This window comes from Microbacterium sp. 70-16 (assembly GCF_001898315.1).
Classification (GTDB): domain Bacteria; phylum Actinomycetota; class Actinomycetes; order Actinomycetales; family Microbacteriaceae; genus Microbacterium.
In genome coordinates this window covers 427,223-441,240 of sequence record NZ_MKTQ01000014.1, presented here as the reverse complement: position 1 = coordinate 441,240, position 14,018 = coordinate 427,223, and the positions used below count along the sequence as shown (strand labels likewise).

General features: G+C 70.6%; 14 protein-coding genes. 3 read left to right on the top strand and 11 right to left on the bottom strand.

The window, feature by feature from the left end:
• Positions 1-116: 116 nt before the first annotated feature.
• From BGO46_RS07045 to BGO46_RS07000, 10 genes are all read right to left on the bottom strand, one after another.
• Positions 117-1,436, bottom strand: coding sequence for an amidohydrolase family protein (locus BGO46_RS07045; RefSeq protein ID WP_292676428.1), 1,320 nt, complete (start codon positions 1,434-1,436; stop codon positions 117-119).
• Positions 1,433-2,509: a methylenetetrahydrofolate reductase C-terminal domain-containing protein gene (locus BGO46_RS07040; RefSeq protein ID WP_292676430.1), complete on the bottom strand. Its 1,077-nt coding sequence runs from the start codon at positions 2,507-2,509 to the stop codon at positions 1,433-1,435. The genes BGO46_RS07045 and BGO46_RS07040 overlap by 4 nt, the downstream gene beginning before the upstream one ends.
• Positions 2,499-3,122, bottom strand: coding sequence for a pyridoxamine 5'-phosphate oxidase family protein (locus BGO46_RS07035; protein ID WP_292676510.1), 624 nt, complete (start codon positions 3,120-3,122; stop codon positions 2,499-2,501). The genes BGO46_RS07040 and BGO46_RS07035 overlap by 11 nt, the downstream gene beginning before the upstream one ends.
• 2 nt (positions 3,123-3,124) lie before the next feature.
• Complete coding sequence (locus BGO46_RS07030; protein ID WP_292676432.1) at positions 3,125-3,904, bottom strand: creatininase family protein; 780 nt, start codon at positions 3,902-3,904, stop codon at positions 3,125-3,127.
• Positions 3,901-5,235: an FAD-binding oxidoreductase gene (locus BGO46_RS07025; RefSeq protein WP_292676434.1), complete on the bottom strand. Its 1,335-nt coding sequence runs from the start codon at positions 5,233-5,235 to the stop codon at positions 3,901-3,903. Before BGO46_RS07025 ends, BGO46_RS07030 begins: the two co-directional genes overlap by 4 nt.
• Before the next feature lie 40 nt (positions 5,236-5,275).
• Positions 5,276-6,019, bottom strand: coding sequence for an SDR family NAD(P)-dependent oxidoreductase (locus tag BGO46_RS07020; RefSeq protein ID WP_292676436.1), 744 nt, complete (start codon positions 6,017-6,019; stop codon positions 5,276-5,278).
• Between the two features lie 45 nt (positions 6,020-6,064).
• Entirely contained in the window at positions 6,065-7,240 is a 1,176-nt protein-coding gene (locus BGO46_RS07015; protein WP_292676438.1) for an ABC transporter substrate-binding protein, read from the bottom strand.
• Between the two features lie 64 nt (positions 7,241-7,304).
• Positions 7,305-8,231: an ABC transporter permease gene (locus BGO46_RS07010; RefSeq protein ID WP_292676440.1), complete on the bottom strand. Its 927-nt coding sequence runs from the start codon at positions 8,229-8,231 to the stop codon at positions 7,305-7,307.
• Positions 8,231-8,968 (bottom strand): ABC transporter ATP-binding protein, encoded by a 738-nt coding sequence (locus tag BGO46_RS07005; RefSeq protein ID WP_292676442.1) that lies wholly within the window; start codon positions 8,966-8,968, stop codon positions 8,231-8,233. Before BGO46_RS07005 ends, BGO46_RS07010 begins: the two co-directional genes overlap by 1 nt.
• The gene (locus BGO46_RS07000) at positions 8,965-10,206 is read right to left on the bottom strand and encodes an amidohydrolase family protein (protein WP_292676444.1); all 1,242 of its coding nucleotides are present in this window, start codon (positions 10,204-10,206) and stop codon (positions 8,965-8,967) included. Before BGO46_RS07000 ends, BGO46_RS07005 begins: the two co-directional genes overlap by 4 nt.
• A 234-nt stretch (positions 10,207-10,440) precedes the next feature.
• On the opposite strand from BGO46_RS07000, the gene BGO46_RS06995 reads away from it, so the two are divergent.
• The 3 genes from BGO46_RS06995 to BGO46_RS06985 all read left to right on the top strand — a co-directional run bounded on the left by BGO46_RS06995 (position 10,441) and on the right by BGO46_RS06985 (position 12,624).
• Positions 10,441-11,031, top strand: coding sequence for a helix-turn-helix domain-containing protein (locus BGO46_RS06995; RefSeq protein ID WP_292676446.1), 591 nt, complete (start codon positions 10,441-10,443; stop codon positions 11,029-11,031).
• The gene (locus tag BGO46_RS06990) at positions 11,028-11,984 is read left to right on the top strand and encodes a PDR/VanB family oxidoreductase (RefSeq protein ID WP_292897291.1); all 957 of its coding nucleotides are present in this window, start codon (positions 11,028-11,030) and stop codon (positions 11,982-11,984) included. Before BGO46_RS06995 ends, BGO46_RS06990 begins: the two co-directional genes overlap by 4 nt.
• Before the next feature lie 127 nt (positions 11,985-12,111).
• Positions 12,112-12,624, top strand: coding sequence for a DUF3145 domain-containing protein (locus BGO46_RS06985; protein WP_292676453.1), 513 nt, complete (start codon positions 12,112-12,114; stop codon positions 12,622-12,624).
• A gap of 147 nt (positions 12,625-12,771) precedes the next feature.
• On the opposite strand, the gene BGO46_RS06980 is transcribed toward BGO46_RS06985, so the two are convergent.
• Positions 12,772-14,010 carry a beta-ketoacyl-[acyl-carrier-protein] synthase family protein gene (locus BGO46_RS06980; RefSeq protein ID WP_292676455.1) on the bottom strand — a complete coding sequence of 413 codons (1,239 nt, stop codon included), beginning with the start codon at positions 14,008-14,010 and terminating at the stop codon, positions 12,772-12,774.
• Positions 14,011-14,018: the final 8 nt, after the last annotated feature.

Genomic DNA, 14,018 nt, shown 5'->3' with positions numbered 1-14,018 from the left:
CGGGACGGCGACTCGCGCGCCGTCGAGTGCGCCGCCTGGTGTCGAGAGCGCCCGTTGTGCCTGCGCATCACGTGGCGCGGTCGGCAGCAACCGGCGCACTCGGCGCAGCGAGGCGCTCAGGCGCCGCGCGCGGCGAGCAGGCTCCGCAGACGCGTGCCGACCGCGTGCGCGTCGGCGGTGACGAGCGTGCCGGCGCGCACGACCTCGCGGCCCGCGAGGTAGACGTCGCGTGGACGTCGACCGGGGGATGCCCAGAGCAGACCCGCGACGGGATCCGAGACGCCGGCATCGGCGACGCCCGACACATCCCACAGGCACAGGTCGGCGGCAGCGCCGGGGCGCAAGTGGCCGAGCTCGGGGCGCCCGAGTCCAGCGGCAGAGCCGGAGGTCGCCATCGCGATCACCGTCCGCGCGGCCAGGGCCGGACCGACCAGCCCCGACACCTGCATCGCGAGGCGCGCGTCGGCGAAAAGGTGTCCCGCGTCGTTCGACCCGCCTCCGCTCGTGCCGAGCCCCACGGTGACTCCGGCGTCGGCGAGCGCCGCGACGGGGGCGACGCCCCAGCCCATCGGCACGTCGCAGCCGGGTGCGTGCGTCGCGGTCACGCCGTGCGCGGCGACGCGCGCGATCTCGTCCGGCGTGACGTCGCACAGGTGCGCGATCGTGACGTCCTCTGCCAGCCAGCCCCACTCCTCGAGCAGATCGAGCGGACGGCGCCCGCACTTCTCCAGCGCGATCGCGACATCCACCTGCTCGTTCGCTTGCGTACGTCGGCGCAGGCCATGCCGTGCCGCGACCTCGGCCATCAGTGCGAACGTCTCCGGGGCATCGGAGTGCACGCCCGCGGGACCCACCGCGACCTGCAGCATGCCGTCGCGGGTCACGCCGCCCGACGTCTCGCCGCCGAGGAATGCCGCCGCGATCGCGTCGGCGCCCGCCGCGGCATCCTGCGGATCGTCGCGCGCGGACCCGCGCACAAACACGAGCCGGCCGCCCAGCGCAGCGGCGGCGTCGATCGTCGCCGTCGCGATCGCGAGCCCGTCGGCACCCGCAGGCCACGTGAGGTGGTGGTCGGCTACCGTCGTGACACCGGCGAGCAGACCCTCCGCGACGCCGACGGATGCCGCGGCTCCCGCGAGCTCGGCATCCACCCCGACCCGTGCATACGCGGCGGCCATCGTCGGCAGCCACACCGCCATCGGCACGCTGCGGGTGCCGGGCAGCGTGCGGAACGCGCTCTGCAACAGGTGATGGTGCGCGTTGACGAGGCCCGGCGTGATGACGCACCCCGTCGCGTCGACCTCGATCTCGTCTCCGCGCGCCGCCTCCTGCACGACCCCGTCACGCACGATCAGCTCCGCGCCGTCGGCGAGTTCAGTGTGACCGTCGATCACGATCGCGACGGCGCCGGTGAATCGGTATCCGCGTGCGGTCACAGGGCATCCTCCAGTCGTCGGGCGATCTCGGCGAGGTCGCGTGCGTGGGCGGTCTCACGCCCCGGGGCCGCGCCGCCGGACAGATCGACGCCGGCGACGCCGTCGACCGCGAGCATCGCGCGGGACAGCTCGACGGCGGCGGCGATGCCGGCCTCACGTGGGTCGGCAGCACGCAGGATGCCCTCGAGGTAGCCCGGCGGCAGCACGAGCGTCGTGAAGGTGCGCAGCAACTGTGCCGACCCTTCGTCGAGCACGACGGGGATGCACGGAATGAACCGTGACGTCGAGCCGAGCGCGCGGGCTTCGGCGATGAAGCGGGCGACGGGATCGGCGCCGCCGCAGTGGTTGACGAAGCACAGCTCGGCGCCCGCCTTCTCCTTCTCGCGCAGGCGGGCGGCACGTCGATCGACGGGTGGGGTCGTGGGCGATTCGCCGACCGAGACGAGGTGCCCTGCGGCACGAGCGAGGGCGGCGAGCTCGGTGGAGTCCAGGTCGAACACCGGCTTCGCATCGGGCCGCGAGCCGGTCTCGGTGTGGTCGCCCGTGACGCAGTGCACGACGCCTGCCCCCGCGTGCGCGAGGCCGGCGAGTTCGCCCTCAAGCGCCACCCGGTTGCGGTCGCGGCAGTTGACACCGATGAACGGCAGCATGCCCGCGTCGGCGATGAGGCGCGCGCGGTAGGTCGGTGCGAACTGCACGCGAGCGGGGCCTGCGTCGCCCGACAGCACGGCATCCACCGTGCCCGCCATCTCGGCGACGCAGTCGTCGAGCGAGCGGGCGTCGAGGGCGCGGGCGGGGAAGTCCGCGACGACGATCCGGCGGGTCTCCAGCAGTGCACGCACGCGCGCCGAGCCCGCGGATGGCGTCGGCTCGGGCACGGGGTCGGCCGGCCGCGGGCTCCGCTCGGCGACGACGCCGTGCCAGCGCACGGTGTCGAGCTGCACGAAGGGACAGGCATGCGCGGCGTCGATCTCGCACGAGCCGTCGAAGCCGACCCCGCCGCATGGCCCGTACTCCATGTGCTTCGGGCACGCGGCGGTGGCATCCACCCGCGCGAGCTCGTCAACCGGCAAGGATCTGCCGCTTCCAGCCGATCGTGCCGGCCGTGCTGTCCTCGCCGCGCGTGTACTCCACGCGACGGCTGGCAGTGTGTTCGCTGCCGAACCAGAACGTCAGGCGGTGTGGGCGGACGAGGCACCCGGTCCAGGCATCCGGCGCGGTGAAGCCATCCGCATGCGCGGCGGCGAACTCGGCCCACGCGGTGATGCGCTCACGCTGAGGGAGAGCGGCGAACTCGGGCGTGTTCTGCCAGGCGAGCTGCTGCAGGTACGGCGGGCGTGCCGCGTAGGCACGATCCTGCTCCGCCTGCGGCGCCGGCTCGGCGACGCCCTGCACGACGAGCTGGTGCTTCGCATCGGCGTGCGGCACCCCCAGCAACGGGATGCAGAGGGCGACGGCCGGCGCCGCTGTGACCTGCGCGATCTTGCGCGACCGCGCATCCGTGTGCCAGTAGAAGCCGTCGGCATCCCACTCCGACAGCAGCACCGACCGGGCATCCGGTGCGCCGTTCTCGTCGAGGGTGGCGAGGGTCATCAGCGGGCGGGCGGCGTCGTCGTTGCCCGGCAGCCAAGCGCTCAACAGCGGCATCGGATCGTCGGTCAGGGCGTCCCATTCGTCGGTCGACATCGTCACACCGCCCTCGGACCGATGGGCCAGCGCACGATCTCGTCGATCGTCGCGACACCGTCGGCGACCAGTTGCGCCGCCAGCACTTCGCCGATTGCGGCGGTCGCCGTGGTCGGGTCGCCGATGACGCCGCCGGTGCCGAAGTCGTCCGAGCACCAGCCGAACTGCACGGGATGACCCGCGAACCCGATGCGTTCGAAGCCTGCGATCGCCTCCGGGACGGCGGGCGCGAACGCCGCCTCGTCGACGAGATCAGGGCGCAGATGCATCAACAGCGAGGTCTCGCCGTGTCCGCCGTGAATGCGGAAGCCGCGCTCGGTCGGCCCCGCAGGCACCTGCACACCGTCGAGGAACGTGCGCAGCCCGAACTGGCGCCGCAGCTCGCGCAAGGCGACCGTGAGCGGCGCGATGTTGCCGCCGTGCCCGTTGTAGAACAGCACGGTGCGGGCGCGGGTCGTCGCAATCGATCGGCCGAGGTCGGCCAACACCCGCGAAAAAGTGTCGGCAGACAGCCACAGGGTTCCGGGGGCCCACGCGTGTTCGTCCGACTTCGTGACGGCGAGGGTCGGCAGCAGCCACGCGTCATGGCCGGCCGCAACGGCGCCGTCCACGATGCGCGTCGCGATCTGCTCGGCCATGATCGCGTCGGTCGCGAGAGGCAGGTGCGGGCCGTGATGCTCGACCGCACCGACCGGCACGACGAGGACGGATGCCTCGGTCAGCGCTTCCGCTAGCGCGGGCCCCGGGGCGTCGCCCCACCGGCGCGACGAGAGGGCGCTCACATCTGGCTCCCGGTCTGGAAGGTGCCGGGGGCGACGAGCTTGCCCGGATTCATCAGGCCCTGCGGGTCGGTCTCGGCGGCGAACGCGATCGTCGCGGCCGGTTCATAGTCGACGTACCACTGGTGCGGGTTGTGCCAGCCGACGCCGAGGGCCTCGATCTTCGGCAGACCGGCGTACACCTCGTCGGCGCCGTGGTAGACGCCCGCGAGCATGCCGATCGGGCGGCCCTGCTGGGCTTCGATGTGCAGCATCCCGCCGTCGTACACCTCGTGCAGTTCGTCGATGCGGTCGATGATCGCGTCGCCCCACACTTCGACGTGGAAATACGTGTTCGGGTAGGCCTTCTGCAGCCATTCGATCGGGTGGTTGTAGCTCGTCATCGACAGCTTGATGCACGCCTGCGCGCCCTCGCGCACGTCGTCGACGCGACCGCCGGCGGCCTCGACGAGAGCGGTCGCGGCGGCGATGCTGTCGGCGTCGAGGATAGCGCGCAGGCTTGCCCGCCCGGGCAAGATCGCCGGGTCGGCGGGCAACGCTTCGGCAAGCGTCGGCAGGTCACCCGACACGAGGCGGGGCGTCGGCTCGAGCTCGGGGAAGGCCCGGATGACGCTCAGCAGGTCGTGGAAGTCGTCGAAGCTCGCGAAGAACGCGCGCCACTCTTGCAGGGGCTCGAGCCGCACCGTCACCGTCGCGATGACGCCGACGGTGCCGTACTTGTGCAGATACGGCTCGGTCGCCTCGCCCTCGACGCGGATCAGGGTCGCGTCGGGTACGGCGTGCACGACGTCGAGCGCCGTCACGAAACCCGTGTGGATCATGCCGTGCGCGATCGATCCGGTGCCGCCTGATCCGCCCGAGACGAAGCCGCCGACGGTCGACTGCGCCGTCGACGGATACTGCAGCACCTGCTGGCCGCTGCGGATGGCCGCCTGTTCGATCGCGATCATCGTCGCCCCGGCTTCGGCGCGCAGCCAGCCGTCGCCGACCTCGAGGATCTTCCGCGCACGAGACGTGTCGAGCACGAGGCCGCCCGCCATCGGCAGGGTCTGCCCGTAGTTGGCGGTGCCCTTGCCGCGCGGCGTGATCGGCACGCCCTGGCGCACGGCCGCGCCGACGGTCGCCGCGATGTCCTCCGCCGTGGCGGGGTAGGCGACCAGTTGCGCGCGTCCGAGCGGCAGTTGCTCGGCGATGACGGGCGATAGGTGCGATCCGTCGATGGATGCCCGGTCGAGAGCCTGCGGCTCATCGCTGACAGCGTCCGCGCCGAGCAGTTCGCGCAGCTCTGCGGCCAGTGCGTCGATCGTGGCCTGATCGAGGTCGGCGTGAGGCATGGGGTGGTTCCTTTCGAAGATGACGGTGAGGGCCCGCACGTCAGTGCATGACCATGCCGCCCGTGACGTTGAGGGCTTGGCCGGTGACGTAGCCGCCGTCGGTCGCGAGATACGCGACGAGGCCCGCGACGTCGTCCGGCACGCCGAGGCGGCCGAGTGGAGATTTCGCCGTCCACTGGGCGACCTGCTCTTCGGTGCGGGTACCGGCGCCCATGTCGGTGAGCACGTAGCCGGGACAGATCGCGTTGACGGTCACGCCGTGGCCGCCCCACTCGATCGCGGCGGCGCGGGTGAGGGCGACGACGGCCGACTTGGATGCTGCGTAGTGCGCCTCCATCGCGCCGCCGGCCTTCGCGGCCATGCTCGCGAGGTTGACGATGCGCCCACCGCCGCGCTCGATCATGACGGGCGCGACGGCCTGCATGGTCGTGAGGGTGCCGCGGGCGTTGATGTTCATGACGCGGTCCCACTCCGCGTCGGTGATCTCCAGGACCGGCACGAGGCGGAACACCCCCGCGCAGTTGACCAGCACGTCGACACCGCCGAGCAGGTCGACGGCCTGCGCGACGGCGGCCCGCGTGTCGACCGGGTCGGCCAGGTCGACGGGCAGGAAGTGTGCTCCCAACTCGGCAGCACGCGCCGCCGAGGATTCGCCGGCGAGGTCGAGGATGACGACGGCTGCGCCTTCGTCGACGAGGCGACGCACGATGGCGGCACCGATCCCGCCGACCCCTCCGGTGACGATGGCCGTGGCGCCGTGCAGGCGTGTCGTGGATGTCGTCATCGGAGGGGCCTTTCGCGGGGGATCAGTGAATGGTGCGGAGACGGATCAGAAGGTGATCGACGAGTCGAGGAACTGGTCGGTCCAGATGTCGTCGACGCTCACGCCGTCCTTCACCGGCAGACCCTGCTCGGTGTAGATCGGGGTGACCAGGTCGAACAGGTCGGTCATGCGCGTGGCATCCACCGTGCCCATCGCGCCATCCGCGTCGTTGCCCGCGATGCCGTCGCTGAGCATCGTGTCGACGGAGAACTCCGCGACGCCCTGGCTGTAGACCCAGCCGGTGTCGTAAGCGTCGACGAGCTCGAGGATCAGATCGATCGTCGGCTGCGGGTCGGCGAAGAAGTCGACCGTGGCCTGCTGCAGCACCGGCACGAGGGCCGTGAGGCACTCGCTGTACGTGTCGATGTTCTCCGGGATGACGCTCAGGACCGCGGCGTACTTCGGGTAGCCGGCGTCGTTGATGAGCTGGTAGCTCACCGGCTTGCCCCACTGTGCGACCTCGTTCTCGTAGATGTAGGGCTCTGCCGAGGCGAAGCCCTGCTGGGCGATCTTGCCGTCCTCCGAGACGAAGACGGCGGGCGTGCCGTCGTAGGTCGAGTCGATCTGGTCGGCCGAGAGGATGCCCTGACCGACGAACGCGTCGATGTACGTGCCGCCGGGGAAGACCCGGATCGTGACGCCTTCGGTGCCGAGGTCGGCGATGGTCTTCACGTCGGGGTAGGTCTCCGGATCCCACATGAGCATCTGCGGGTCCTTCTGCAGCGGCGCGAACACTCCGACGGTCGGCAGGTCGCCCGAGTGGGCGATCGCCTCATCGGTGCCCACGTACGCCATGAAGATCGACGGGTCGTTGTACATCTGGGCGTTCGGCTGGGTGAAGCCCGTTGCGGGGCCGCCGGAGAGGATCGTCACGTCGACGCCGGTGTACTCGCCCGAGGCCATGAGGGGGCCGGTGACCGACTTCTCGTCGCTGTCGATCGTGTAGTCGTCGCCGAGTAGCTGGTAGAGGTGACCGTGCTCGGACTCGGGGTTCCAGTCGGTCTGGATCCGGATGTCGGCGGGGCATCCGGCCGCAGCCAGGTCGACGGCACCGATCGCGAGCCCGTCGGAGCTCTCGGATGCCGCCGGTTCGGGCGACGAAGACGAACAGCCGGCGAGGGTCAGCGCGCTGACGACGACGAGGCCGGCGGCGGCGAAGCCGCTCTTGCGGGTGATGCGCATGGTTCTCCTAGGGATTGGTGGTGCGGACGGGACGGTGGTGCTGTGACGGACGAACCGCGGCTGATCAGCCGAAGTCGTACCACTTGCCGACGGCTCGCCTCGCGAGCCAGCCGAAGAACAGGAAGATGACGACGCCGAACAGCGACGCCAGCAGGATCGAGGCGAACAGTTCGGGGCTCTGCAGTCGCGACTGGTACTTCGCGATGAGGGCGCCGATGCCGGGGGTGCCGCGCTGGAAGAAGAAGTCTCCGACGATCGCGCCGACGATCGACAGGCCGGCCGAGATGCGCATGCCGGCGAACATCGCGGGAAGGGCCGTCGGCAGCTCGAGCTTGCGCAGTACGATCCAGCGTGTCGCCTTCTGCAGCTGGAACAGCTCTCGTGCGCCGCGGTCGACCGACTGCAGGCCGAACAGGGTGTTGGAGACGATCGGGAACAGCGCGATCAGCACGCACACGATCGTGCGGGCGATGAAGTCGTACCCGAACCAGAAGCCGATGAGCGGCACGACGGCGAGGATCGGGATCGACTGCAGGATGACCGCGTACGGGAAGGTCGTGCGCTCGACCCACTTCGCGAGATTCATCGCGACGGCCCAGACGACGCCGATGACGATCGCGATGACCAGCCCGACGAGCGCGACCTGGGCGGTGTTCCACAGCGCTTCGAAGATCTCCGGGCCCGTCTTGGGATCGGTGTAGACGGCGAAGATGACGTGCGGCTGCGGCATGAGGTAGCCGCGGGTGCCGAGCAGCGCGTTGATCAGGTAGACGACGCCGATGATCAGGGCGAGAAGCAGGATCGGGGGCACCCAGTAGCTCGGGCGGGCCCACAGCGACGTGCGGCGACGTGGCACAGTCGCCTGCTCGGCCGCGATCTCCTGCGGATCGACGGCGGGCGCCACGGCATCCCGCGCGGCATCCGGCGCGGCATCCGGCGCGGCATCCGGCATCGCGGTCTCCGGCGCAGTGGCCTGTTCGGTGTCGGACATCAGTGGTGCCCCTCTCTCAGTGCGTGCGATACCTGGCCGACGAGCTCAGCGAAGGCGCCGGTGTAGCGGATGTCGGGGTCACGCGGCATGTCGAAGGGCACCTCGAACTGATCGACGATGTGTCCGGGACGCCCCGACATGACGACGACGCGGGTCGACAGGTAGACCGCTTCCGACACGGAGTGCGTGATGAACAGGCCCGCGAACCGGGTCTCGACGAACAGACGCAGCAGTTCGTCGTTGAGGTGCTCGCGGGTGATCTCGTCGAGCGCTCCGAACGGCTCGTCGAACAGGAACAGTTCGGGGTCGAGCGTGAGCGAGCGTGCGAGCGACGTGCGCATGCGCATGCCGCCGGACAGTTGCCGCGGCAGGTGCTTCTCGAAGCCGGTGAGACCGACGAGCTCGATCGTCTCGGCCGCCTTCTTCGCGCGCACAGCCTTCGTCTGCCAGTTCAGCTCGGCGAGCAGTTCGACGTTGGCCTGCACGTCGCGCCAGGGCAGCAGCGTCGCGTCCTGGAACACGTAGCCGATGCGGTCGGTGTTCACCTGTGCGGTGCCGTCGCTGGCGGTCTCGAGGCCCGACGCGATGCGCAGCAGCGTCGACTTGCCGCAGCCCGAGGGGCCGACGACGGTGACGAACTCGCCGCGGCCGACGGTGAGGTCGACGCCGCGCAGGGCGACGGTGCCGCCGGGGAAGGTCATCTCGACGTTGGTGAAGTCGAGGAGGGTCTCGCTCACGCGGACACCTGCCTTTCGGTTGCGGGCGACCACGCGGCGGTGGTCACGGTGGCGACGGTGGACGAGACGAGTCGTCCCCGGTGGATGACGTGACGGTTGGGGTCGGCGGATGCCGCGACGTCGGCGACGCTCGTGCCTCGCACGGCGACGAACTCGGCCCGGGCACCGGGAGTCGCCCCCGCGGGCGCGAGTCGCATCACCGAGCGCGAGCCGTCGGAGACGAGCGTGATCGCCTCGTCGATCGTGAGGTGCGCCGCGGTCACCAGCAGCGCGACGGTCTCGAGCGGATCACAGCGGCCGAGCGGGTTGAACGGGTCGCGGACGTTGTCGGCGCCGGCGCCGAGGCGCACCCCGGCATCCAACAGCGCGCGGACGGCGGTGAGGCCGCGCGGCGTCGAGGTCGGCATATCCCAGCCCTGCAGATACAGGTTCGTGATCGGCAGCGTGATCACGCCGAGGTCAGCGTCGCGGACGGCGTCGATGACGGGGGAGAGCTCGTCGGCGGTCAGCGTGCCCAGACGTGAGCAGTGGCCGGCCGACGCCGTGCCGTGTGTCCAGGATGCCGTGCGCCGCGCCAACTCGACGATCGTGAGCGGTCCGTGCAGCGCCTCATCGGTGTGCATGTCGACGCCCGTTCCCAGCCGCTCCGCGAGGGTGAGGAGGCGGTCGAGCTCTGTCTGCGGGTCTGTCGCGAGGTGCGGTGCCCCACCGATGAGGTCGACGCCGCGGGCAATCGCCTCGGTGTGGAGGTCGTCGGTGACGGTCTCGTCGCCGAGCGTGCACAGCTCGATGTCCATGAGGTCGCGAAGCTCGTCGCGCACCTGCAGCAGCGCGTCGATGCCGCGCAGCGGGTCCTCGCCCGACAGGAAGTTCGCGTGCGAACGCACCGCGGTGACGCCGTGCGCGAGCATGTCGAGTGCCGTCGTGCGGGCGCGATCGGCGATCGACTCACGTGTCTCGGCATCCGCGTACTCGGCGTACTGCGCGACCGCGGTGGGCAGGTCGCCGAAGGCGGGCGAGATGAGATCCCACGTGCGCGACTTGTCCAGGTGCGCGTGTGGGTCGGCTGCCGCCGTCAGCAGGACGTAGCCGGTCAGGTCGAGATCGGCGTGCGTCATCGGCGCGGTCCAGGGCGCGACGACCTGCGCGACGGTCTCGCCATCGAGCACCACATCGGCGCGCGAGCCGCCCGGCAGCATCGCGTTGCGCAGAGTGCGGAGGGGACGCGGAAGGGACACGATTCTCCTCTGGTGGTCGGGTGTGTGCGTGGCACTCGGGTGTGCGTTTGTCACGGCCTGATGTTGATAGCCTCAACATTGGCGACGCTACGACCGCCGTGTTTCGGGCGGGTGACATGATCGTGTCCCTCTGTTAATCACGGTGCGCGGCCCTTGTGTCACGTGGCGTCGGCATTCACGCGGACGCTGCCCGACGTGATACCAAATGATGCAGATTCCCTTCGAGGAGGCGATGTGACCACCGCACCCCCCAGCCCGGCGGAGACCGCCGCCGGCACCCTGCTGCCCCTGGGACCGCGCGTTCGCGCCCTGCGCACGCAGCGCGGGCTCACGCTCGTGCAACTGGCAGCGCTGGCAGATCTGTCGCACCCGTTCCTGAGTCAGCTCGAGCGCGGCCTCGCGCGGCCCTCGATGGCCTCGCTGGAGAAGATCGCGAGCGCGCTCGGCACGAGCGTCGTGGAACTCCTGGCCGATGAACGCGGCGCCGCCGATGAGGCCGCGGCGGTCAGCATCGTGCGGGCGGATGACGGCATCGTCGGCGGGTTCGGCAGCGGCCTGGGACGCGTGCTCGTGTCGGGCGCACGGCGTCCGTTCCGACCGATCGAGTACACGGGCGAGAACGCCGAATGGGGCGAGGTCGTCGCCCACGCCGAAGATGAGTTCCTGCACGTCATCGAGGGCACGATCGAACTCGAACTGGGTGGGGTGGTGCACCGACTGGGCCCCCGCGACTCGGCGTACACGCCGGGTGGCACGGGCCACCGCTGGCGTGCAGCCGACGGCCGAGCCTACCGGCTGATCGTCGTGAAGGAGTCGGGCGCATGAGCGCTCCGAAGGGCGACTACGAACTCGACGTGGTCGCCGTCCATGCGGCGGCCGCCGATGTCGTGGAGGTCGAGCTCGCCGGGCGCGGGGCAGCCCTGCCCGAGTGGGAGCCGGGCGCACACATCGATCTCGTGCTGCCGTCAGGGCTCGTGCGACAGTACTCGCTGGCCGGGGTGCCGGGGGCGGGCACGTGGCGGATCGGCGTCCTGCGTGAGGAGGCCGGGCGCGGCGGGTCGCGCTGGATCGCCGACCGGCTGAAGGACGGAGCGGTGCTGCGTGCGGCGGGCCCACGCAATCACTTCGCGCTGCCCGAGACCGAGGCCCACGTGCCGCTGGTCTTCGTCGCCGGCGGCATCGGCATCACGCCGATCCTGCCGCTGGCGGCCGCCGCGCGCGCGGCGGGCCGTGAGGTGTCCGTCCACTACGCCGGACACGAGAATCGGATGCCGTTCATCGATGAGCTGCGCGGGGTGCACGGCGACCAGCTGACCCTGCATGTCAGCGAGGCGGGGGAGCGGCTCGACGTCGACACCCTCGTCGCTGACGCGGCCCGCGTGGGGGCGCAGATCGTCACGTGCGGCCCCGCGCGCCTGCTGGATGCGCTCGAGGCATCCGGCGCCGCACACGGCGTCGATGTGCACATGGAGCGGTTCGAGGCCGAGGCCCTGTCGGCGCCCGTGTGGGCGGGATCTTTCGAGGTCGAGCTGGCGCTCACGGGAGTCACCGTCGAGGTCCCGCCCGACCGCTCGATCCTGCAGGTTGCCGAAGAGGCGGGCGCCCTCGTGCTCTCCAGCTGCACGGAAGGCACCTGCGGCACGTGCGAGACGCCGGTGTTGGAAGGCGAGGTCGATCACCGCGATGCGATCCTCAGCCCCGCCCAGCGGGCACGCAACGACACGATGTTCGTGTGCGTCTCGCGCGCTGCCTGCCCCCGGCTCGTGCTGGAGCTGTGACCGCGGAATGACACAGTTGTGATTCCGCCGTGCCATCGGCAATAATGGGCGCATAACCGCATAGCCCGCCAGACATTCCGGCGAACAGGTCGTAGGGGAAGACGTACCTGAAGAAACGGAGAGTCCGATGGCGACACAGGCGACCACACTGGCGCGCGGAGTGATCTATATCCACTCCGCGCCACGCGCGCTGTGCCCCCACCTCGAGTGGGCGGTGGGGCGTGCGCTGGGTCGTGCGGTGAATTTCGACTGGGCTGACCAGCCGGTGCTCGCGGGCAGCCGCCGCGCCGAGTTCTACTGGGAGGGGCCGGTCGGTACCGGTGCTGCCCTGGCGACGGCGATCCGCGGCTGGGAGCACTTGCGCTTCGAGGTCAGCGAAGACCCCACGCCGCGCAGCGATGGCGGCCGGTGGATGCACACTCCGGGCCTGGGCATCCACTTCGCGCAGACCGACACGGCCGGCAACGTCGTGATCGGTGAGGACCGCATCCGGTACGCGATGGAGATCTCGGCCGGTGACATGTTCGAACTGCAGCGCGAGCTGCAGGTCGCGCTGGGCGCCGCATGGGACGAGGAACTCGACCCGTTCCGCCACGCAAGCGACGACGCACCCGTCGTCTGGCTGCACAAGGTCGGCTGAGCCGGCACAAGGACCCAGACGGGTCGAGGCGCCGGTACCGGCTTCGGATGGCTTCCCGGAGACCGAGAGCACGCATCCCCGTCTGTCACGAAAGTCGCCCCGTGGCCACAGGACCGCGGGGCGACTTTCGTGTGGCTGCAGTGCGGGTCAGACCGACGCGAAGGCGGCGACGGCGTTGTGGCCGCCGAAGCCGAACGAGTTGCTGATCGCGAGCTGGTCGCCGGCGCCCAGCGGCGTCGGCTGCGTCGACAGCAGGAACGGCACGGCCGGGTCCTGCTCGGTGAGGTTGATGGTCGGCGGTGCGACGCGGTCGCGCAGCGCCAGCACGGTGAAGATCGCCTCGAGGGCGCCCGTACCACCCAGCAGGTGACCGGTGGATGCCTTCGTGCCCGAGACGGGGATCTCTTCGACGCGGTCGCCGAAGACGCTGTGCAGCGCCGTGTACTCGTTCGGGTCGCCGACGGGGGTCGAGGTCAGGTGCGCGTTGATGTGCGTGACGTCGTCGGGCGAGGCATCCGCCATGGCGAGGGCGAGCTTGACGGCGCGTGCCGCTCCGGTGCCCTCGGGGTCGTTCGCCGTGATGTGGTACGAATCCGCTGTCACGCCGCCGCCGACGACGGCCGCGTAGATCTTCGCGCCGCGGGCTTTCGCGTGCTCTTCCGTCTCGAGGATCAGCACACCGGCCCCCTCGCCCATGACGAAGCCGTCACGGTCGATGCTGCCCGGCCGCGACGCGGTCTCGGGGGAGTCGTTGCGCTTGGACAGCGCCTGCATCGACGAGAACGACGCGATCGTGACCGGGTGGATCACCGATTCGGTGCCGCCGGCGATCACGACGTCGGCCAGGCCGTCGCGCAGGTGCTCGATCGCGTTGACGATCGACTCGGTGCTCGAGGCGCAGGCCGACGCGACCGTACGCGCATACGCGCGGGCACCGAAGTGCAGCGACAGGTTGCCGGCTGCCGCGTTCGGCATGAGCATGGGCACCGTCATCGGCAGGACCCGTCGCGGGCCCTTCTCACGCAGCGTGTCCCACGCGTCGAGGAGGGTCCACAGGCCCCCGATGCCGGTCGCGAAGTCCACTCCGAGGCGCTCCGGGTCGACCTCGGGGCTGCCGGCGTCGGCCCACGCCTCCATCGCCGCGACGAGCGCGAACTGCGAAGACGGATCCAGGCGCTTGGCGATGGGGCGCTCGAGGATCGTGTCCGGACGCACGGCTGCTTGGGCGGCGAAGGTGACGGGCAGGTTGTACTGCTCGACCCAGTCGTACTCGAGCGTGCGGGTGCCGGAGGCACCGGCCAGCAGCGCCGACCAGCTGTCGGGCGCCGTGCCGCCGATGGGGCTCGATGCGCCGATGCCGGTGACGACGATTCGGGGAATGCTCATTGTGTCCT

Bases quoted from the DNA above. Each gene is read 5' to 3' on its own strand.
- BGO46_RS06985 (WP_292676453.1), top strand. From the start codon at position 12,112: ATGGCGACACAGGCGACCACACTGGCGCGCGGAGTGATCTATATCCAC.
- BGO46_RS07015 (WP_292676438.1), bottom strand. From the start codon at position 7,240: ATGCGCATCACCCGCAAGAGCGGCTTCGCCGCCGCCGGCCTCGTCGTC.
- BGO46_RS06980 (WP_292676455.1), bottom strand. From the start codon at position 14,010: ATGAGCATTCCCCGAATCGTCGTCACCGGCATCGGCGCATCGAGCCCC.
- BGO46_RS06990 (WP_292897291.1), top strand. From the start codon at position 11,028: ATGAGCGCTCCGAAGGGCGACTACGAACTCGACGTGGTCGCCGTCCAT.
- BGO46_RS07010 (WP_292676440.1), bottom strand. From the start codon at position 8,231: ATGTCCGACACCGAACAGGCCACTGCGCCGGAGACCGCGATGCCGGAT.
- BGO46_RS07035 (WP_292676510.1), bottom strand. From the start codon at position 3,122: ATGTCGACCGACGAATGGGACGCCCTGACCGACGATCCGATGCCGCTG.
- BGO46_RS07025 (WP_292676434.1), bottom strand. From the start codon at position 5,235: ATGCCTCACGCCGACCTCGATCAGGCCACGATCGACGCACTGGCCGCA.
- BGO46_RS07020 (WP_292676436.1), bottom strand. From the start codon at position 6,019: ATGACGACATCCACGACACGCCTGCACGGCGCCACGGCCATCGTCACC.